Raw genomic sequence first — 19,178 nt, 5'->3', positions numbered from 1 at the left:
ATTTACAACTCGTAAACTCCGCGTCCTCGCCTGTTTTTGCCTTGCCTAACCTTCGCTCGCTACGTTTTCACACTGTCTGGTTAAACGGCCTCGGGTGTCAGTGCGGCAGGATATTGGCGAGAAACTGTTGGGCACGTTCGGAGCGGGCCGAGGCGTCGCCGAAGAACGCTTCCTTGGGGCAGTCTTCGACTATTTGGCCCTGGTCCATAAAGATCACCCGGTGGGCGACCTTGCGCGCAAAGCCCATTTCGTGGGTCACGCACATCATGGTCATGCCCTCTTGGGCCAGCTGCACCATGACGTCGAGCACCTCGTTGACCATCTCCGGGTCGAGCGCCGAGGTCGGCTCGTCAAACAGCATCACCACCGGGTCCATGGCCAGGGCGCGAGCGATGGCTACGCGTTGCTGTTGGCCGCCGGAGAGTTGCCCCGGATGCTTGTGGGCATGGGCCAACAGACCGACGCGGTCGAGCAGTTGCAGGGCTTTCTCATTGGCCTCGTCCTTGCTGCGGCCGAGCACCTTGATCTGCGCAATGCAAAGGTTCTCAGTGACCGTCAGGTGCGGGAACAGCTCGAAATGCTGGAACACCATGCCGACCCGTGAACGCAACTTGGGCAGGTTGGTCTTGGGGTCGGCGATGGAGGTGCCGTCGACCACTACGTCGCCGCTCTGAAAGGGTTCCAGGGCGTTGACGCACTTGATCAGGGTCGACTTGCCTGAGCCGGAGGGGCCGCAGACCACTATCACTTCACCTTTTTTGACCTCGGTGCTGCAGTCGGTCAACACCTGGAAGTCGGCGTACCACTTACTGACGTTCTTGATGGAAATCATACGGCTAACCTTTTGTGCAGAAGCTTCACCAGCTGGGAGGCTGAGAAGCTGATGACGAAATACACCAGACCGGCAAAGATCAGGAATTCATGGGGTTGGCCGATGATGTCGCCACGCGAACGCGCCGCGTTGAGAAAGTCCATCAGGCCGACGGTGTAAACCAGCGAGGTGTCCTGGAACAGAATGATGCTTTGCTGCAGCAACAGCGGGGTCATCTTACGAAAGGCCTGGGGCAGGATGATCAACCGCATCATCTGTGCGTAGTTCATGCCCAGCGCTTGGGCGGCGCTCATCTGGCCCTTGGGCACGGCCTGGATGCCGGCGCGCACGATTTCGCAAAAGTACGCCGCCTCGAACATCACGAAGGCCACCAGGCAGGAGCTGAACGCCCCGATGGGGGTATCCTCGCCGGTGATCGCCCGCAGGATAAAAGGCACCGCAAAGTAGAACCAAGTGATCACCAGCAGCAGCGGAATCGAGCGGAAGTAATTAACGTAAACCCCGGCCAGGTTGGACAGCAGCTTGCTCGATGACAGTCGCATCAACGCCAGCAGCGTGCCGAGGACCATGCCGCCGATCACCCCCAAAACCATCAGTTTGAGGGTCATCTGCAGGCCTTGCCAGAGGCCTGGCAGGGCTGGAACTATGGCTGTGAAATCCATTATTTAGCTCCCACGGTGATCAGCCCAGGTACCGCGACTTTCTTCTCGATGATGCGCATCAGCAACATCAGGCTCATGTTCAGGGTGAAGTAGATCAGCGTGGCCAAGGTGAAGGCTTCGAACAGGTTGGCGGAGTACTCGGCGGCCTGTTTGGTTTGCGCCAGCAGCTCCATCAAACCGATCAAGGAGGCCACCGAGGAGTTCTTGAAGATGTTCAAAAACTCTGAGGTGAGCGGTGGAATGATGATGCGAAAAGCCTGCGGCAGCAGCACATAGGCGTAGACCTGCGGCAGCTTGAAACCCATGGCATAGGCAGCGGCAGTCTGGCCCTTGGACAGTGCCTGAATGCCGGTACGTACCTGTTCGCACACCCGTGCGGCGGTGAACAGACCCAGGCACACCACCACGGAGAGGTACGCCGACGTGGCCGGATTGAGGTCTTGCTTAAACCAGAGTTCCAACGGCTCAGGCAGCAGATCCGGGACCAGGAAGTACCAGAGAAACAGCTGCACCAGCAGTGGCACATTGCGGAACACTTCCACATAGGCGCTGGCAATGCCAGACACCCAGCGGTTTGGCACGGTACGCAGCACACCCAGCAGGGTGCCGAGCAACAGGGCGATGACCCAAGCCACCAAGGCAATGGCAATGGTCCAGCCCAGACCGGTGACGAACCAGTCCAGGTAGATTTCTTTGCCAACGCCGGTGGACTTGAAGAACACGCTCCAGTCCCAGTTGTAATTCATACGGGTTTCCCTATGAGTCTGTTCATAATCTGCTGCGCTCGGTCATGCGGTGTTGAAAATGGCTTCGAAATGCTCATTTACAGCCCGTAAACTCCGCTTTCTCAGCCTTTTTCGCCTTGCCTGCCCTTCGCTCGCGACGATTCTGAAGAGACTCTCGATCTAAGGTTGTGGCCGAAAGCTGGCGTCAGGACCGGCGAGCACGGGGGCTCGCAACCGCGGGTAGCGGCTGGTCCTGATCCATTCAGTGGTTGAGCGTCGCAGTTGCCGGCGCTCGGGGTTCCCTGCATCAGCGCGTCTTATGGACGCGCTGATGCATCACCGTTAAAGCTGTTCTGCAGCTTTGTCGGTGGGGTTGGCGATCAGCTTTTTCAGCTCAGCGCTCATAGGGAAATTCAAGTTGAGGTTCTTCGGCGGCACGGGTTTCAAGAACCACTTGCTGTAGATGTCGTTGATCTCGCCAGACTTGAAGGTGGCGCTGATGGCGTTGTCGACCACTTGCTTGAACTCAGGATCGCCCTTGCGCACCGAGCAGCCGTAAATCTCGAAGGATTGCGGTTGGCCAACCACGACCCAATCATCCGGCTTCTTGGCCTTGGCCATTTCGCCATAGAGCAGGGCGTCGTCCATCATAAAAGCCACGGCGCGGCTGGATTCGAGCATCAAAAACGACTCGCCATGGTCCTTGGCTGAGATGATGTTCATGCCCATTTGCTTGTCGGCGTTCATCGACTTGATCAGCCGCTCGGAGGTGGTGCCGGCGGTGGTCACCACGTTCTTGCCTTTCAGGTCGGCGAAATCCTTGATGCCCGAGGTCTTCTTGGTCAGCAGGCGGGTGCCCACTTCAAAAATCCCCACCGAGAAATCCACCTGCTGTTGGCGTTCAACGTTGTTGGTGGTGGAGCCGCATTCAAGATCGACAGTGCCGTTTTGCACCAGCGGAATCCGCGTTTGCGAGGTGACCAGGGTGTAGCGCACTTTCAGTTCGGGTAGACCAAGTTGCTGTTTGAGCGCCTCGACCACTTTCATTTGCAGGTCGTGGGAGTAGCCAACAGGTTGACCAGGATCGTTGCCCAAGTACGAGAAGGGAATGGAGGCGTCGCGATGGCCGAGGCTGATGCTGCCAGATTCTTTGATTTTCTTCAGAGTGCCGGTCAGTTCGGCGGCTTGGATCGATGTCGACAGCAGGGCCGCGGCGATGGCTGCACCTAACAAATGGGGAACGATACGCATGAGTCTTTTCCTCGGCTTGTTGTTATGACGCAATTCCACCCGCGGCTGAAGCTGTTCAGCCGTCGAGCGTATTACGTCCATAGCTAAGAGCAGAATCTATGCCAGTTTTTTTGGTTGAGTGATAACTCTATAACTGGTTGTTTTTAAACGATAAAAATAAATTTATTGGGGCGGCTGAGTGATGCGCTGTCCGGGCTGCCGACTATTCTCGTGGCTTCCGTTCGGTTATCCGAACGAATTGGCCAGAATGCATTGTGCCGGGCACGCCGGGCGCAGGCTCTGTTCTCAGGCGTCGCCTGCTGTGCTGAACAGCCCCAGGCGGGCGGCCTCGCTCACCGCCAGCGCCGCCGGGTGGCTGATCTTGCGTTCTACCGTAATCAGGAAGAAACCCTCGGTCACGGCGTCGGTGTGGCCCAGTGGCACCACGCCATACTGCGCCGCCACCTCGGCGGCGATGGCCGTCGGTGCCGGAAACACGCCCGCTCCCGCCTGGCCGAAGGCTTTCATTAGCGCGCCATCGTCGAACTCGCCGACCAGGCGCGGGTGGATGTCTTGCTCACGCAACCAACGCAACAGCGGCGCGCGCACGGCACCGCTGTCGCTGGGAATCAGCAAGGGCGCGCCATGGAGCAGTTGCGGGAATCCGCCTTTGAGTTTGCCGGCAAGGGCGGGCGCTGCGAAAAACGTCAGCCCGCATTCCCCCAAGCGGTGACTGTAGCCCTTCACATCCATGCCCGGCGGTAAGGGGCTGTCGGCCAGCACCATGTCCAGGCGGTGGATGGCCAGTTCCGCCAGCAAGCGTTCCAATTTGTCCTCCCGGCACACCATATGCACCGGTTCCGGCAGGGCCAGGGCCGGTGCCAGCAGCCGGTAGGCGATGGATTTAGGCACCATGTCGGCGATGCCCACCCGGAACAGAAATGGGCGCTCTTCTTGGCGGTTGCGCAGGGTTTCCTCGAGTTCGCTACCCACCTGAAAGATCTCGTCCGCATAGGACAAGGCCAGGCGCCCAGTCTCGGTCAGCTCCAGTCGCCGTCCGGCGCGCCGGAATAGGCTCACTCCCAGGGTTTGTTCCAGCTGGGCAATCTGCCCGGAGAGGGTCTGCGGCGTCAGGTGCAACTGTTCGGCGGCGCGCGCCATGCCGCCTACCTTGGCCACGGACCAGAAGTAATGCAATTGCCGGTAGTTGAGCATCTTAGCCTCGTAATACTTCGTTAATAACGAACAATTCGCAAAGAATAAACGATTTTTCTTGATGCAAGATGCCCGTTAGCATGAACGCTTCCAGCCCCTTTTGCGGCCTTATACGGAGGCAGTGACAGTCATGCAGATGACCATCCAATGCCGTGGTTTCGAACTGAGCGAGGGTGCTATTGCATTAGGGTCTGTTGCCGTTTCATCGCGGCCGCGAATGAAACGGCAACAGACCCTAGGGCCTACTGAGCATTAATCGAATTCTGAAGCGCACATTGGACCCCACAGCATGAAAGACATCGCCCAATTCATCGCCGGTTTTCGGCACTTCCAGGAAAAGTACTTCAGCGCAGAGCAGGAGCTGTTCGAGCAGCTGCGGCAGGGGCAACGTCCCAAGGTGCTCATTGTCGCCTGCGCCGATTCACGCGTGGATCCGGCCCTGCTGATGGGAGCGGAACCGGGCGACCTGTTTGTGGTGCGTAATGTGGCCAATCTGGTGCCGCCCTATGAGCCGGGCGGTAGTTTCGCCAGCGTGCCGGCGGCGCTGGAATTCGCCGTGCTGGCGCTTGCGGTCGAGCACGTCATCGTCCTCGGTCATGCCCAGTGCGGAGGCATCCACGCGTTGATGAGCAACTGCGCAGCGGGTGGTGAGTTCATCGGCAAGTGGATGAGTATCGCCACGCCAGCGCGCCAGCGGGTACTCGCCGAACTACCAAGCAAACCGCTCGCCTTGCAGTCCCGAGCTTGCGAACAGGCGGCTATCCTGGTCTCGTTGGAGAATCTGCTGAGCTATCCTTGGATCGCCCAGCGCGTCGCGGCCGGCACTATGCATCTGCATGGCTGGTATTTCGACATGGCCCAGGGTTCGTTGTTGCACTACAACCCGGCGCGCAACAGCTTCGAGCCCATTACTGAAAACAGCGCCGCTCAGTCAGGGGTAACGGAGTAAGCGCCATGATTATCGGTCAAGCATTGATCAATGGAGTGTCCGTCATCAGCGGCGGCGGACCTTGGATAATGAAATGACGGCCATGAGCGTCGGTGAGCCCTGGATGTGGGCTGCCTTTATCGGCTTCGTCCTCGCCATGCTGGCGCTGGATCTGTTCGTCTTCGGCGGACGCCGCGCGCATCGCGTGTCGGTGCGCGAGGCGCTGGCCTGGGTCATCGTCTGGACCAGCCTGGCGCTGCTCTTCGCCGCTCTGCTCTGGTGGTATCTGCACGGCACGTTCGGCGCCGCAGTGGCCCAACGCAAGACGCTGGAATTTCTCACCGGCTACCTGATTGAACAGTCGCTGTCGATCGACAATATGTTCGTGTTCGTGATGATCTTCGGCTACTTCGCCGTGCCGCCAGAGTTGCAACGCCGCGTCCTGCTGTATGGCGTACTCGGTGCCATTGTTATGCGCGCCGGCATGATTCTCGCCGGCGTCTGGCTGGTGCAGGAATTCGCCTGGTTGCTCTATGTGTTCGGCGCCTTCCTGGTCATTACCGGCATCAAGATGCTGATCTTCGCCGACCAGCAGCCCGACCTGGAAAAAAATCCCTTGCTGCGCTGGTTGCGCGGCCACCTGCGCATCACCGACGGCTTTCACGGTGAGCGCTTCTTCGTGATGCAGAACGGCCTGCGCTGGGCGACGCCGATGTTCCTGGTGCTGGTACTGATCGAGACCAGCGACCTGGTGTTTGCGGTCGACAGCATCCCGGCCATCTTCGCCGTCACCACCGACCCCTTTATCGTGTTCACTTCCAATATCTTCGCCATCATGGGCCTGCGCGCACTGTATTTTCTGCTCGCTGACATGGCCGACCGCTTTCATCTGCTCAAATACGGTCTGGCCATAGTGTTGGTGTTTATCGGCACCAAGATGCTGGTCGCGCCCTGGTGGCACATGCCGATCCAATGGTCGCTGGCCACCGTCGGCAGCATCATCTTGATTGCGGTGCTGCTGAGCCTGAGATTGAGCAAGAGCAAAACACCGGTTACGGGAGAGTAATGATGAAGCAGACAGCAGAACCGGCGCTGCCAGAACCGACGCTAACTGAACGCGACAGTGACGGTCGCCTGATCGGCGTAGTCGTCGATTGCCCCCAGCCCTTGCCGGCGGCGGCGGACAATGCCTGGCTGGTGGCCATCGATGGTTCCGCGCATTCGCTTCGCGCCACTGCAGAAGCTGCGCGCTTGGCTGGCCTGATAAAAAGCGGCGTGATCCATCTGCTCAATGTGCAACCCTGGCTTGGCAAGGAAGCGGCGCAAAGCGAACTGCTACGCCGGGGTTGGGCGGCAACGGCCGCCGCGCGTGGGCTGCTCGATGCCAGCGGCAGCCCTTGGCGTTTGCATGTGCTCATGGGGGACGCCGCCGAGTGCATAGTGGCGCTGGCCAGCCGCCTGGGCGGCGTCATCGTTATCGGCAGTAATGGGCTGGGTGCGACCGAGGCCTTACTGCTCGGTTCGGTCGCCTACCAGGTGCTACACCTGAGCAAAGCGCCCGTTCTGGTGGTGCGCTAAACGGCAGCAAAGCAGTGTCCTGTTAGGACCTCGCTAAGACAGGCTGCTGGGGGCGCCAGCTTATAGAACCGCCCTTATCCTTATCTGCCGCGGTGCTGGGTGCCGCTCACTCAGCGGTCTCCTTAGGGCTGAGCGGCTGCTTGGCTTTGGGCGCAAAGCGCGCGGCCAGGCGCATCGAACCGACCACTAAGCGCTGGTAGAGCGCCGGCAGCAGGCGCTGCATGGCGTCCAGGGCCACGGCGTCGCCACCGATCAATATCCGCCGTTTATTGGCCAGGACGCCATTGATAATCACCTTGGCCGCTTGTTCTGGGGTGGTGCGCAGCAACTGGTCGTTAAACTGTTGCCGACCCTCATCGACCCCTTGGCCGGTGACCTGGCTCAAGCTGTCGTTCATACGGGCGGTCAGGGCGATATTGGTCTTGATTCCGCCCGGATGCACGCAGCTGGCGGAGACGCCGCAGGCGGCCATGTCCAGCTCTTGGCGCAGCGATTCGGTAAAACCGCGCACGGCAAACTTGCTGGCGTTGTAGGCGCTCATGCCTGGCTGGGCAAACAGCCCGAAGATGCTTGAGGTGTTGACTATATGGCCTTCGCCGCTGGCTTTGAGGTGCGGCAAAAACGCCTTGGTGCCATTCACCACGCCCCAGAAGTTGATACTCATCACCCACTCGTAGTCGGCGTAATCATTGCCTTCCACGGTGCCGCCCTGGGCCACGCCGGCGTTATTGAAAATCGCATTGACACGGCCATATTCGGCCATCACCTGTTCGGCCCAGGCCTGCACCGCCGCGCGGTCGGCGACGTTGACTTGGCTTGCCGAGGCTTTGACCCCAAGGGCGCGGGCCAGCTCGGCGGTTTCTTTCAGGCCTGCGCTATTCACATCCGAGAGTGCCAAGTGGCAACCCTGACGCGCTAACCCCAAGGCCAACGCCCGGCCGATGCCGGAACCTGCGCCGGTGATGGCGGCAACTTTGTTTTCGAACGACTTCATAGACTGACCTCGGCAGGTTGGCTGGCGGATTGGCTGGTGGGCTGGAAGGCAAATTTTTGCGCCGGATGGTTAGGGTTGATCCGGCTGAAATGATAGGCGGCCGGATCGAAGTTACGCGTCAGCATCCGATAGCGCCAGGTGAAATCCGGCCATAACAGGTTGTTGCGGCCACTCACCGGGTGCAGGTACCAGCTGGTGCAGCCGCCGGCGTTCCACACCGTATCGGCCAGGCCACTTTGCAGTTTGCGGTTAAAAGCTTCCTGCACCTCGCGCTTGGGTTCCAGGCTGTCCAGATTGCGCTCTTTGAGCAGGCTGAGGGCGCCAAGGATGTAGTGAATCTGCGACTCGATCATATAGATCATCGAGTTATGCCCAAGACCGGTGTTGGGCCCCATCAGGAAGAACAGATTAGGGAACCCGGCGGTCATGGTGCCTTTATAGGCTTGCGGGCCTTCGGGCCAGCTGTCGAGCAGGTCAATGCCGTCACGGCCAAACAACACGTTGCGCGGCAACGGATCACTGGCGGTGAAGCCGGTGCCGAAGATGATCGCGTCGACCACGCGCTCCTGGCCATCGCTGGTCACTATGCTGTTGGCGCGAATCTCGCGAATGCCATCGCTGATGACCTTCACATTGGCCTGCGCCAGCGCCGGGTAGTAGTCGTTGGAGATCAGCACCCGCTTGCAACCCATGCGGTAGTGCGGCGTCACAGTGGCGCGCAGCACCGGGTCTTGGATGGATTTTTTGATATGGCCTTTGCTCAGCAACTCGGCCAGCTTCATGATTTTCGGTGCCCAGGCAAAACCTATTACCCGGCTCTCCAATACGCCGTAAATCAACCCGCGCCAGAGCTTTTGGACCAAGGGAAAACGCTGGAAGCGCTGCTGTTCCTGGGCGCTGATCTGCCGGTCGGGTTTGGGCATGATCCACGGCGCGGTGCGCTGATACAGATCGAGTTGCGCCACCTGGGGCTGGATCTGCGGCACAAACTGAATCGCCGAAGCGCCAGTGCCGATCACCGCTACGCGTTTACCTTTGAGGTCGTAGTCGTGGTTCCACTGCTGGGAGTGAAACATCGGCCCTTGGAAACTCTCGATGCCGGGCATGGTCGGAATGGCGGCGGTGGAGAGGGCGCCCATCCCGGAGACCACAAATTGCGCGCTGTAGTGCTGGCCATTGGCAGTTTCAATCAGCCACAACTCGCGGGCTTCATCCCTGCGCAGGCTGTTGATTTCGCTATTGAGTAAGGTTTTATCCTGCAGCCGATACTTGCTCCAGCAGCCTTCGAGGTAGCCTTTGATTTCTGGTTGCGGGGCGAACATCCGCGTCCAGTTGGGGTTGGGTTCGAACGAGAAGGAATACAGGTGCGACTGCACATCGCAGGCGCAGCCTGGATAGTTGTTCACCCGCCAAGTACCGCCGACCCCAGGCTCTTTTTCAAACAGCAGAAAATCGTTTTCGCCCTGTTGTTTCAGGCGAATGGCCATGCCCAGCCCGGAGAAGCCGGTGCCGATGATGGCAATTTTGCAATGCCGGGTAGTGAGGGGGGATACGGGCGCGTTCATGACCAGACTCCTATTGTTGTTATGGTTGGTGTATACAAGTGTCTACCAATGTAGACGAGTGTATACTTGCCGGCAAGCCCCGGCACTACAAGCCAACTTTAGGTAGGGATATGGACGTGCAAACAGCTGATGAGCAAACGTCGCGCGAGGCACCGGGCAAACGTCAGTTGATGGCGGCGGCGCTGCGCCTGAGTTCCACCAGCCGCAGCCTGAGCAGCATCGGCTTGCGCGAACTGGCGCGCGAGGCGGGGCTGAACCCGAATACCTTCTACCGGCATTTTCGCGATGTCGATGATCTGGGCATGGCGCTGATTGAGGATATTTCCACTCAGTTGCGTCAGCCCTTGCGCGAGCTACGGCGTGAGGCGGCGGCGCGGGCGGCCTGTTGCGATCTAGAGAAACAACCGATGTTGTTTGGCATCGACATGCAGCGCGGCCGCCGGGTGACCCATGAGACGGTGCAATTGTTTTTTGATTTCGTCGACCAGCATCCCACGGCATTCCTTATTGGCGTGCGCGAGTTGCACGGCGCCTCGCCACGTTTGCGCCAGGCCTTGATCAGCGTGATGGATGAGTTTGCCGAGGATATGACCGAGGACATCGGCAACTTCAAGCTGCTGCCGGCCAACCTTGACGCGACGCAGGTGCGGCAGATCTCTTATATGGTCAGTCACAACCTGTTCGGCCAAGTGCTCGATTATTTAGCTCAGCCTGCGAGGCAAACGAGCATCCGCGCTCTGGCCGAGGAGAAAATCCTTATGTTGTTCGCCGGCGCCGCGGTGCTGCAGAGTCTGGGGCAATTGCAGTTGCCGGCCGGTTAATCCAACGGCAGTTCGGTGGTGCGCTTGACCTCGCTCATGGCGATATTGGAGTGGGCCTCCAGCACGTGGGGCCGCTGCAACAGTTGGTCGCGCAGGAAACGCTCGTAACTGCCGATGTCTTTGCACACCACCTTGAGCAAAAAATCCGAGCTGCCGGCCATGGCGTAGCACTCCAGCACCTCGGGGTAGCCGACTATGGCGCGCTCGAACTCTTGCAGGTTACTGCGCCCGTGGGCAGAGAGTTTGATGTTGACGAACACCGTCATGGTCAACCCCAGCAGCTTGGGATTGAGCAGCGCGACGGTGCGTTCAATCAAGCCTTCTTCTTGCATGCGATGGATCCGCCGCCAGCAGGGCGATTGGGACAATTCAACCTTCTCGGCAATCTGCGCGGCGGACAGGTCGGCGTTGTGCTGCAGCAGGCGCAAAATCTTGCGGTCGATGGGGTTTAGCGGCCCTTGCATAGACACTCCAAATTATTTGTTTTTATTAGATCAATCATGCGCAGTATTACGGTTTAAACCCGAATTTAGAAAGAAAAAACCAGTACCGGCCAGTCATATTTTAACCAGTCGCCGCGCTAGTTATTTGCGGTGGGAGTGCTGGCATCTAGAGTTACCAGCAAAGTAGGTCGCCAAAAAAACAATAGGAGCGCCCGCATGTCTCTGGCCGAGATTCGCCTCGATGATAAATACCGCCTTGCCACTGGCCATCTGTACCTGACCGGTACCCAAGCCCTGACCCGTTTGCCGATGCTGCAACAGCAACGCGACTGCGCTCAGGGGTTAAATACCGCCGGGTTTATTTCCGGCTATCGCGGCTCCCCTCTGGGCAATCTGGACAAGAGTCTGTGGGAGGCCAAAGAGTTTTTGCAGGCCAGCGCCATTCACTTTCAGCCCGGCGTCAACGAAGAGTTAGCCGCCACCGCCGTGTGGGGCAGCCAGCAGACTCACCTGTTTCCCGGCGCCCGTTACGACGGCGTCTTCGCCCTTTGGTACGGCAAAGGTCCGGGCGTCGACCGCTGCGGCGATGTGTTCAAGCATGGCAATTCGGCAGGCGTCGCGCCCCATGGCGGCGTGCTGCTGCTGGCCGGTGACGACCATGGCTGCAAGTCGTCGAGCATCGCCAATCAGAGTGAACACGCCTTTATTGCCGCCTCGATTCCGGTGCTCAATCCGGCCAATATCCAAGAGTTGCTCGACTACGGCATCCTCGGCTGGGAGCTGTCGCGCTACAGCGGTTGCTGGGTGGCGCTGAAAACCATCGCCGAAAATGTCGACTCCTCGGCGGTGGTGGAAGTCGATCCGCTGCGGGTGAAAATCAAGCTCCCGGATGATTTCCAACTGCCGGCGGGCGGTGTGCATATTCGCTGGCCAGACCCGCCGCTGGTGCAGGAAGAACGGCTGAATATCTACAAAATTTATGCCGCACGGGCCTTCGCCCGCGCCAACAACCTCAACCCCTTGATGCTCGACTCGCCCAACCCACGGCTGGGCATTATCACCACCGGCAAGTCTTATCTGGATGTGCGCCAAGCCCTGGACGACCTCGGCCTGGACGAGCAACTGTGCGCCCAGGTGGGCCTGCGGGTGCTAAAAATCGGCATGAGCTGGCCGCTGGAGCCGGTGTCGGTGCATGAGTTCGCCGAAGGCCTGGACGAAATCCTGGTGGTGGAAGAAAAACGCAGCATCATCGAGGACCAACTCACCGGTCAGCTCTACAACTGGCCGGTGGGCAAACGCCCACGGGTGGTTGGTGAGTTCGACGAGCAGGGTGTTTCCCTGCTGCCCAACCTCAGCGAGTTGACCCCGGCGATGATCGCCCGAGTCATAGCCAAGCGCCTGGCGCCGATCTACAGCAGCGAGCAGATCGAGGCGCGGCTGGCCTTTCTCGCCGCCAAAGAGCAAGCCCTGGCGGCGCCCAAGCACAGCACAGTGCGCACCCCGCATTTCTGCTCCGGCTGCCCGCACAATACCTCGACCAAACTGCCGGAAGGCAGCCGCGCCCAAGGCGGCATCGGTTGCCACTACATGACCCAATGGATGGATCGCAACACCGACACCTTCACCCAGATGGGCGGCGAAGGTGCGACCTGGATCGGCCAGGCGCCGTTCACCGACACCCCGCACATTTTTCAGAATCTGGGCGACGGTACCTACTTTCACTCCGGCCACCTGGCCGTGCGTGCGGCCGTGGCGGCGGGGGTGAATATCACCTACAAAATCCTCTACAACGATGCGGTGGCCATGACCGGTGGCCAGCCGATCGACGGCGAACTGCGGGTCGATCAACTCAGCCAGCAGCTGTTCGCCGAAGGGGTCAAACGCATTGCGCTGGTCAGCGATGAGCCGGACAAGTACCCGAGCCGCGCCGGCTTTGCCACCATAGTGACTTTCCATCACCGCAACGATCTGGACGCGGTGCAGCGCGAACTGCGCGAGTTCCAAGGTTGCTCGGTGCTCATTTTTGATCAGACCTGCGCCACCGAGAAGCGCCGCCGGCGCAAGCGCGGCAAGCTGGTTGATCCGCAGAAGCGGGCCTTTATCAATGCGGCGGTGTGCGAGGGCTGTGGCGACTGCGGCGTCAAGTCCAACTGCCTGTCGGTGCTACCGTTGGAAACCGAGCTGGGGCGCAAGCGCGAAATCGACCAGAACTCCTGCAACAAGGATTTCAGCTGCGTCGATGGCTTTTGCCCAAGCTTCGTCACCGTGCACGGCGGCCGGTTGCGCAAACCCCAAGGGGTTTCGGCCAGCAGTTTGTTTATCGCCTTGCCGGAACCGCAGCAACCGAGCCTAGCGCGGCCGTGGAATATCCTCTTGCCGGGTGTCGGCGGCAGCGGCGTGACCACCGTTGGCGCCTTATTGGGCATGGCCGCGCACCTGGAAGGCAAGGGCTGCAGCGTGCTCGATCAGGCCGGTTTGGCGCAGAAATTCGGCCCGGTGATCACCCATATCCGCATCGCCGCCAAGCAGGATGAGATCTTCGCCGTGCGCATCGCCGCCGGTGAAACCGACTTACTGTTGGGCTGCGATCTGGTGGTGGCGGCCAGTGAAGAAGCCTTGGCCAAGCTCAACGACAAAATCGCCCATGCAGTGATCAACAGCCATGAGGCGGCTACCGCCGAGTTCACCCGTAACCCCGATGCCCAAGTGCCGGGGGCGGCCATGCGCGAGGCGCTGATCGAGGCGGTGGGCGCCAGCAAGACCCACTTCGTCGATGCCTCGCGGTTGGCCACTCGGTTGCTCGGCGACAGCATCGCCACCAACCTGTTTATGCTCGGCTTTGCCTATCAGAAGGGCTTGGTGCCGGTGTCGGCGATGGCTATCGATAAGGCCATCGAGCTCAATGGCATCGGCATACAACTTAATCAGCAGGCATTTCTCTGGGGCCGCCGCGCCGCCTACGATGCTGCCGCCGTGGAGAGACTGGCCGCCCCGACCGTGGCGGCCGCCCCGCGCTGCGAAACCTTGGCGGAGATAGTGCAGTTTCGGCTCGATTTCCTCACCGCTTACCAGAACGCCGCCTACGCCGAGCGCTATCGCCAGTTGGTGGCGCGGGTGCAACAGGCCGACACGGACAGCGAGCAGGCGCTGAGCGGCGCAGTGGCACGCAACTACTTCAAACTGCTGGCCTACAAGGACGAATACGAGGTGGCGCGGCTGTATACCGATGGCGCTTTTATTCAGCAGTTGGCCGAGCAGTTTGAAGGCGATTACCGCCTGCAGTTTCACCTGGCGCCGTCCTGGCTGAGCAACCTGTCAGGCACCAATGGCGAGCCGCGTAAACGCCAGTTCGGGCCTTGGATGTTCAAGGCCTTCGGCCTGCTGGCCAAACTCAAGTTCCTGCGTGGCAGCGCCCTCGACCCGTTCGGCCATAGCGCCGAGCGCAAGCTTGAACTGGAGCTGATCGACGACTACGAGCAGAGCATCGCCGCGCTGCTCACCCAGCTGAACGCCACTAACTACCGCACCGCGCTGGCCATCGCCGAGTTGCCGCAGCAGATCCGTGGCTACGGTCATGTGAAGGAGCAGAGCGTGGTCAAGGCCCGTGAGCAGGGCCGGCAACTGCAGGCGCGCTTGTTGGTTAGCGAGATTGCCAGCGTGCAGCTGTTCGAACCGGCGGCCTGATGGCGCAGCTTGTGTCCGCCGGCGATGAATCTTGGCGTCTTATAGGTCTTGCGGGCCGAGTAAACGCAGGACTTCTTCGACACTGGTCATGCCTTGCTGCAATTTGTCGCGGGCATCATCCAGCAGGCTGGTCATGCCTTGCGCCGTGGCCAGGGCCTGCAGTTGGGTGGCACTGACGCCCTGGGTGATGGCATCGCGCAGGGCGTTATTCATGGTCAATACCTCATGGATCGCCACCCGCCCCTTGAAACCCTGGTGGCACTGCTCACAGCCGCGGCCGTGGAAGAACTGCAAGCCGGGCTCGAGAAAATCCGGACCCAGGCGCGCCAGCAGTTCGCTGCTAGGCGCGGCTGGCTCGCGGCAGTTCAGACAAATCCGCCGCACCAGGCGCTGGGCGATGATGGCCTCCAGGGCCGAGGCCAGCACATAGGGCTTGAGGCCGAGGTCCAGCAGGCGGGCGATGGTGGCGGTGGCGGAACTGGTGTGCAGGGTGGAGAACACCATATGGCCGGTGAGGGCGGCATGGAAGGCCACATCGGCGGTCTCCTCATCGCGGATCTCGCCGAGCAGGATCACGTCCGGGTCCTGGCGCAGGATGGCGCGCAGGATGCTGGCGAAGCTCAGGCCGATGCGCTCGCGTACCGGTACCTGGCCGGCCAGGTCGACTTGGATTTCCACCGGGTCTTCGATGGTGACGTAGTTCTTCTCCGAGCTGGCCTCGTGCTGCAGTAACGCGTAGAGGGTGGTGGTCTTGCCGCTGCCGGTGGGGCCGGTGGCGAGGATGATGCCCTGGGGCTTGCTGACCACATGCAGCAGGCGCTTGAGATTGTTGGGGGAGAAGCCCATGTCCTCCAGGGACTGTGCTGCCGATTGGCGCTCCAGCACGCGCATGACGATTTTCTCGCCATTGATGGTGGGCAGGGTGGAGATGCGCAGGTCGACGATGCGCATCGGTGTCTTCACCGTGATCCGCCCGTCCTGGGGGCGACGGCGCTCGGTGATGTCCAGCTCGGCCATCACCTTGATTCGCGATACCAGCGCCATCAGCAGGCTGCTGGGAATCTGGATTTTGTCCTGCAGCACGCCGTCGATGCGGTAGCGCACCACCACCTGCTTGGTGCGCGGATGGATATGAATATCGCTGGCGCGCAGGCGCAGGGCCTCAAGGATGATGGCATTGACCAGGCGGATGGCTGGCGGGTCTTCCGAGCTGCCGAGTAATTGCTCCAGGCTCTCGTTGTCTTCGTCCTCGAGGACTATTTCGATGCCTTCGTAGGGGTCGCTGCTGCCCACTACTGTGGTCAGGTCTTCCAATTGGTTGCCAGGTTCGCCGAACAGCTCCACCAGCTTGGCCTGCATCTGCCCGGCCGCGCAGAGCAGCGGATGGATGCTCAGGCCGGACATGAAGCCCAGCTCCTCGATCAGACCCATGTCCATCGGGTCGGCCATGGCCAGGCGCAGGCGTTTGCCCATCACCCGCAGTGGCAGCACCAGCTGTCGGATACACAGGGCTTGGGGAATCAAGGCCAGCAGGCTGGGGTCGAGCTGGAATTCGCGCAGGTCGATTTCTTCGAACATCAGGTCCTGGCGCAGCAGCTGGTAGATACGCTCCGGCTCGATCCACTCGTGCTGCAGCAGTTGGCGCAGCACCGGGGTCTTGTGGATTTGCATTTCCTTGTGCAACTGCTGGATCTGCTGGGCGTTGAGCAGGCCTTTTTTATGCAGGAGGATGGCCAGTTGACTGCGGTTGGTCACCCCGAGCTTGGCCAGGGTGGCGATATCGCGATGCTGCGTGCGGTTTTCCTGCTCCAGCGCGCGGTTGCGCCGCATCAGCTCGTACTGCTCCAGAGCCAGGGCGATGGTCAGGCGCAGATCGTCGTCGTTCCACGGTTTGAGGATGAAACGGTAGACCGCGCCGTCCTTCACCGAGCCCATCACCGCCTCGGTGCTGGCCTGGCCGGTAAGCATGATGCGGATGGTATCTGGCCAGCGTTCGCGCACCTGGCGCAGCAGTTCACTGCCGTTCATGCCGGGCATCTGGAAGTCGCTGATGATCAGCTCGACCGGTTTGGCTTCCAGCAGCTGCAGCGCCTCGTGGGCGTTATGGGCAAACAGCAGCTCATAGTTCTCGCGCTGGAACACTCGCCGCAGGGCCGCCAGAATGCCCGGTTCATCATCCACCAGGAGCAGCCGGTAGGGGGCTGTCGGCGTGCTGGCGGTGGGTTCATCCGGCGCAGTGCCGCCGACGAACAGCGAGGCGTAGTTGCTCATGTTGGATTTTCCCTGGCGAAGCGCAGGATCACCTGGGTGCCAGTGTCTAGCTTGCTCTTGAGCAGAATCTGGCCCTGCATCACGAGCCGGCGGTAGGGGGCTGTCGGCGCGCTGGCGGTGGGTTCATCTTGGGCAGTGCCGCCGACGAACAGCGAGGCGTAGTTGCTGCTCATGGCTGTTCTTCCCTGACGAAGCGCAGGGTCACTTGGGTGCCAGTGCCTAGCTTGCTCTTGAGCAGAATCTGGCCCTGATGGGCGGCAAGAATATCGCGCGTCACGCACAGACCCAGACCAGTGCCGGCGCCGACCTCGCGGGTGGTGAAAAACGGCTCGAAAACCTGCCCCAGCGCCTCTTTGGCGATGCCGCAGCCGTTGTCGGTGATGCAGACTTCCACCGCGCCATTGCGCACCCGGCTTTTCACCCCGACCATGCCGCCGCTGGCAGGCAAGGCCTTGGCCGCGTTATCCAGCACGTTGTAGAAGGCCTGGGATAGTTTCGCCGGGTAACCCGCCAGTTTCGGCAGTTCACCCAGACGTAAGCGCAGCTGCAAACCCTGGCGGCCCTCGGTCTCCAGCAGGTGGCAGCTGGTGCTGAGTAGGGCATTGAGGTCGCAGGGGGCGAACTCGGCCTGGTTGATATTGGCGAAGGTCTTGAGGTCGACGACTATGCGGGCGATGCGCTGGGTGCCGCTGGCGGATTCCTTGAGCAGCGTGCGAAAGTCCGTCAGCAACGGTGCGCTGGCTGTATCCCCGACCAGCTTGGTGGCGAGCTCGTCGACATAGTCGGCGGCGACCCGCAGGTTGCTGGTGATAAAGCCGATGGGGTTGTTGAATTCATGGGCGATGCCCGCCGCCAACTGGCCGACCGCGCGCAGGTGAGCGCCCTCGTAAAGCTGGCGCTGGGTCTTTTCGATCACCCCGACCTGAGCATTGACCCGTTGTTGCAACTGCTCGGAGAGTATCCGGTAGCGCTCCTCCGAGGCCTGTAAGGCCGCGTGTTGACGTTGCAGCTCGGCGAAGCTGGCCTCGGTGGTGTCCAGGTGCAAGCTGGCCGCCAAACGGTATTTGCCGACGTAGCGCAGGATCAGTTCGTACAGCCGCACCGCCGCCTGGCGTTGCGCCGCCGGCAGCTCGCTGCGCAGCCAACCGAGGGTTTCCAGATTGAACTCGAGGGGCTCGCTGCCGTCGCTGGGGCTTTCAGTCAGCTCGATGGCGCCGCCGCCCAGGGCGCTCAGCAGCTGCAACAGCCTGACCTGCTGCTCACCGGGCAGCAGGTCAACGAGCTTGGGGTCATCCTCGAAGTTACGCATGTCGCACGCTACGCACGGCGCCGTCGCCGAGAGCGCTCAGCAGCTGCAACACTCTGACCTGCTGCTCGCTCGGCAGCAGATCAATGACCTTGGGGACAGCCTGGACGCTACGCATGGGGCGTCGTCTCCTGGGCCGCACTCAATTGGCGGACGAAGGCCTGGGCGCTGATGGCATGTTCACTGGCTAAGGCGAACTCTTGATCGACCACCGGGTAGAGGCGGCGCAACAGTTGTTGAAAGCTTTCCACTACCCCCTGGCCATGCAGCGCACTGGCCAGGGTCAAAGGCGCCCAAGGGGTATTGGCCCAGCGTGCTCGCAGGGTGGCTTCGTCGATCACATCCGGCAGGTCGCGTTTGTTGAATTGCACCACCAAGGGCAGCTGTTCGATATCCAGACCGAGTTTTTGCAGATTTTCGGCCAGGTTGCCGAAGGCGCTGGCGTTATTATCCTGCTGGCTCAATTGCGAATCGGCGACGAAAATCACCCCGTCGACCCGCGACAGCACGGCCTTGCGGGTGCTGTCGTGCTGCACCTGACCGGGTACGGTGTAGAGCTTCAGGCGCAGATCCAGGCCGCTTTGGCTGCGCAGGCCGATGGGCAGCAGGTCAAAGAACAGGGTTCGATCATCGCGGGTTTCCAACACCATAAGTTCACCCTTGCGTTGCGGATTGAGCTGGGTGTGCAACTGCATCAGGTTGCTGGTTTTGCCACTGAGTGCGGGGCCGTAATAGACCACCTTGAGGGTCAGCTTGCGTTCGTTTGGGCTGTAATCGGCCATGCCTGCCTCATTGGTCAATTTTTCGTTTAGCCCCGAGTTAAGCGGTTCGACCTCGGTGCGCTACGCAGTTACAGGCCAAGCGCCTTGCTGGTGGAAAAGGGCGTATTGCTACGATCGCGATGCTCTTGAGGTTAGACCATGA

18 protein-coding genes are annotated in these 19,178 nt (G+C 60.6%); 5 read left to right on the top strand and 13 right to left on the bottom strand.

Annotation, left to right across the window (positions count from 1 at the left end; genetic code table 11):
- Positions 1 to 97 precede the first annotated feature (97 nt).
- From Q8R10_RS01370 to nhaR, 5 genes are all read right to left on the bottom strand, one after another.
- The gene (locus Q8R10_RS01370; protein WP_305650322.1) at positions 98 to 832 is read right to left on the bottom strand and encodes an amino acid ABC transporter ATP-binding protein; all 735 of its coding nucleotides are present in this window, start codon (positions 830 to 832) and stop codon (positions 98 to 100) included.
- On the bottom strand, positions 829 to 1,497 hold the full coding sequence (locus Q8R10_RS01365; RefSeq protein ID WP_305650456.1) for an amino acid ABC transporter permease: 669 nt from the start codon (positions 1,495 to 1,497) through the stop codon (positions 829 to 831). Before Q8R10_RS01365 ends, Q8R10_RS01370 begins: the two co-directional genes overlap by 4 nt.
- A complete protein-coding gene (locus Q8R10_RS01360; RefSeq protein WP_305650320.1) occupies positions 1,494 to 2,240 on the bottom strand; it encodes an amino acid ABC transporter permease in 747 nt (248 codons plus the stop codon). Before Q8R10_RS01360 ends, Q8R10_RS01365 begins: the two co-directional genes overlap by 4 nt.
- A 321-nt stretch (positions 2,241 to 2,561) precedes the next feature.
- Entirely contained in the window at positions 2,562 to 3,470 is a 909-nt protein-coding gene (locus tag Q8R10_RS01355; protein WP_305650318.1) for a glutamate/aspartate ABC transporter substrate-binding protein, read from the bottom strand.
- A 285-nt stretch (positions 3,471 to 3,755) separates the two neighbouring features.
- The gene (gene nhaR, locus Q8R10_RS01350; RefSeq protein ID WP_305650315.1) at positions 3,756 to 4,664 is read right to left on the bottom strand and encodes a transcriptional activator NhaR; all 909 of its coding nucleotides are present in this window, start codon (positions 4,662 to 4,664) and stop codon (positions 3,756 to 3,758) included.
- A 289-nt stretch (positions 4,665 to 4,953) separates the two neighbouring features.
- On the opposite strand from nhaR, the gene Q8R10_RS01345 reads away from it, so the two are divergent.
- The 3 genes from Q8R10_RS01345 (at position 4,954) to Q8R10_RS01335 (ending at position 7,170) form a co-directional block, all read left to right on the top strand.
- Positions 4,954 to 5,613 (top strand): carbonic anhydrase, encoded by a 660-nt coding sequence (locus tag Q8R10_RS01345; protein ID WP_305650313.1) that lies wholly within the window; start codon positions 4,954 to 4,956, stop codon positions 5,611 to 5,613.
- A 73-nt stretch (positions 5,614 to 5,686) separates the two neighbouring features.
- On the top strand, positions 5,687 to 6,658 hold the full coding sequence (locus Q8R10_RS01340; RefSeq protein WP_305650311.1) for a TerC family protein: 972 nt from the start codon (positions 5,687 to 5,689) through the stop codon (positions 6,656 to 6,658).
- Between the two features lie 2 nt (positions 6,659 to 6,660).
- Positions 6,661 to 7,170 carry a universal stress protein gene (locus tag Q8R10_RS01335; protein WP_305650309.1) on the top strand — a complete coding sequence of 170 codons (510 nt, stop codon included), beginning with the start codon at positions 6,661 to 6,663 and terminating at the stop codon, positions 7,168 to 7,170.
- A gap of 106 nt (positions 7,171 to 7,276) precedes the next feature.
- Here Q8R10_RS01335 and Q8R10_RS01330 read toward each other — a convergent pair whose 3' ends face one another.
- Positions 7,277 to 8,164, bottom strand: coding sequence for an SDR family oxidoreductase (locus Q8R10_RS01330; protein ID WP_305650307.1), 888 nt, complete (start codon positions 8,162 to 8,164; stop codon positions 7,277 to 7,279).
- The gene (locus tag Q8R10_RS01325) at positions 8,161 to 9,729 is read right to left on the bottom strand and encodes an NAD(P)/FAD-dependent oxidoreductase (RefSeq protein WP_305650305.1); all 1,569 of its coding nucleotides are present in this window, start codon (positions 9,727 to 9,729) and stop codon (positions 8,161 to 8,163) included. Before Q8R10_RS01325 ends, Q8R10_RS01330 begins: the two co-directional genes overlap by 4 nt.
- Before the next feature lie 110 nt (positions 9,730 to 9,839).
- Between Q8R10_RS01325 and Q8R10_RS01320 the strand changes: the two genes are divergently transcribed.
- Positions 9,840 to 10,550 carry a TetR family transcriptional regulator gene (locus Q8R10_RS01320; protein WP_305650303.1) on the top strand — a complete coding sequence of 237 codons (711 nt, stop codon included), beginning with the start codon at positions 9,840 to 9,842 and terminating at the stop codon, positions 10,548 to 10,550.
- Here Q8R10_RS01320 and Q8R10_RS01315 read toward each other — a convergent pair.
- Complete coding sequence (locus tag Q8R10_RS01315; protein WP_305650302.1) at positions 10,547 to 11,014, bottom strand: Lrp/AsnC family transcriptional regulator; 468 nt, start codon at positions 11,012 to 11,014, stop codon at positions 10,547 to 10,549. The genes Q8R10_RS01320 and Q8R10_RS01315 overlap by 4 nt on opposite strands.
- Positions 11,015 to 11,209: 195 nt before the next feature.
- Between Q8R10_RS01315 and Q8R10_RS01310 the strand changes: the two genes are divergently transcribed.
- Positions 11,210 to 14,677 (top strand): indolepyruvate ferredoxin oxidoreductase family protein, encoded by a 3,468-nt coding sequence (locus Q8R10_RS01310; RefSeq protein ID WP_305650301.1) that lies wholly within the window; start codon positions 11,210 to 11,212, stop codon positions 14,675 to 14,677.
- Positions 14,678 to 14,716: 39 nt separating this feature from the next.
- Here the strand turns inward: Q8R10_RS01310 and Q8R10_RS01305 are convergent, their stop codons facing one another.
- From Q8R10_RS01305 to Q8R10_RS01285, 5 genes are read right to left on the bottom strand one after another with little or no spacing between them, the layout of a single operon-like run.
- The gene (locus Q8R10_RS01305; protein ID WP_305650299.1) at positions 14,717 to 16,948 is read right to left on the bottom strand and encodes an ATPase, T2SS/T4P/T4SS family; all 2,232 of its coding nucleotides are present in this window, start codon (positions 16,946 to 16,948) and stop codon (positions 14,717 to 14,719) included.
- Positions 16,945 to 17,121 (bottom strand): hypothetical protein, encoded by a 177-nt coding sequence (locus tag Q8R10_RS01300; RefSeq protein WP_305650297.1) that lies wholly within the window; start codon positions 17,119 to 17,121, stop codon positions 16,945 to 16,947. Before Q8R10_RS01300 ends, Q8R10_RS01305 begins: the two co-directional genes overlap by 4 nt.
- Positions 17,118 to 18,257 (bottom strand): sensor histidine kinase, encoded by a 1,140-nt coding sequence (locus Q8R10_RS01295; protein ID WP_305650295.1) that lies wholly within the window; start codon positions 18,255 to 18,257, stop codon positions 17,118 to 17,120. The genes Q8R10_RS01300 and Q8R10_RS01295 overlap by 4 nt, the downstream gene beginning before the upstream one ends.
- Complete coding sequence (locus tag Q8R10_RS01290; RefSeq protein WP_305650293.1) at positions 18,250 to 18,372, bottom strand: hypothetical protein; 123 nt, start codon at positions 18,370 to 18,372, stop codon at positions 18,250 to 18,252. The genes Q8R10_RS01295 and Q8R10_RS01290 overlap by 8 nt, the downstream gene beginning before the upstream one ends.
- On the bottom strand, positions 18,365 to 19,036 hold the full coding sequence (locus Q8R10_RS01285; RefSeq protein ID WP_305650291.1) for an ATP/GTP-binding protein: 672 nt from the start codon (positions 19,034 to 19,036) through the stop codon (positions 18,365 to 18,367). The genes Q8R10_RS01290 and Q8R10_RS01285 overlap by 8 nt, the downstream gene beginning before the upstream one ends.
- Positions 19,037 to 19,178: the final 142 nt, after the last annotated feature.

It is taken from the genome of Pseudomonas sp., from assembly GCF_030698175.1.
In the GTDB taxonomy this organism is placed as follows: Bacteria; Pseudomonadota; Gammaproteobacteria; order Pseudomonadales; family Pseudomonadaceae; genus Aquipseudomonas.
Note: the sequence above shows the minus strand (reverse complement) of the source record. Positions and strands in the feature narration are given on the sequence as shown.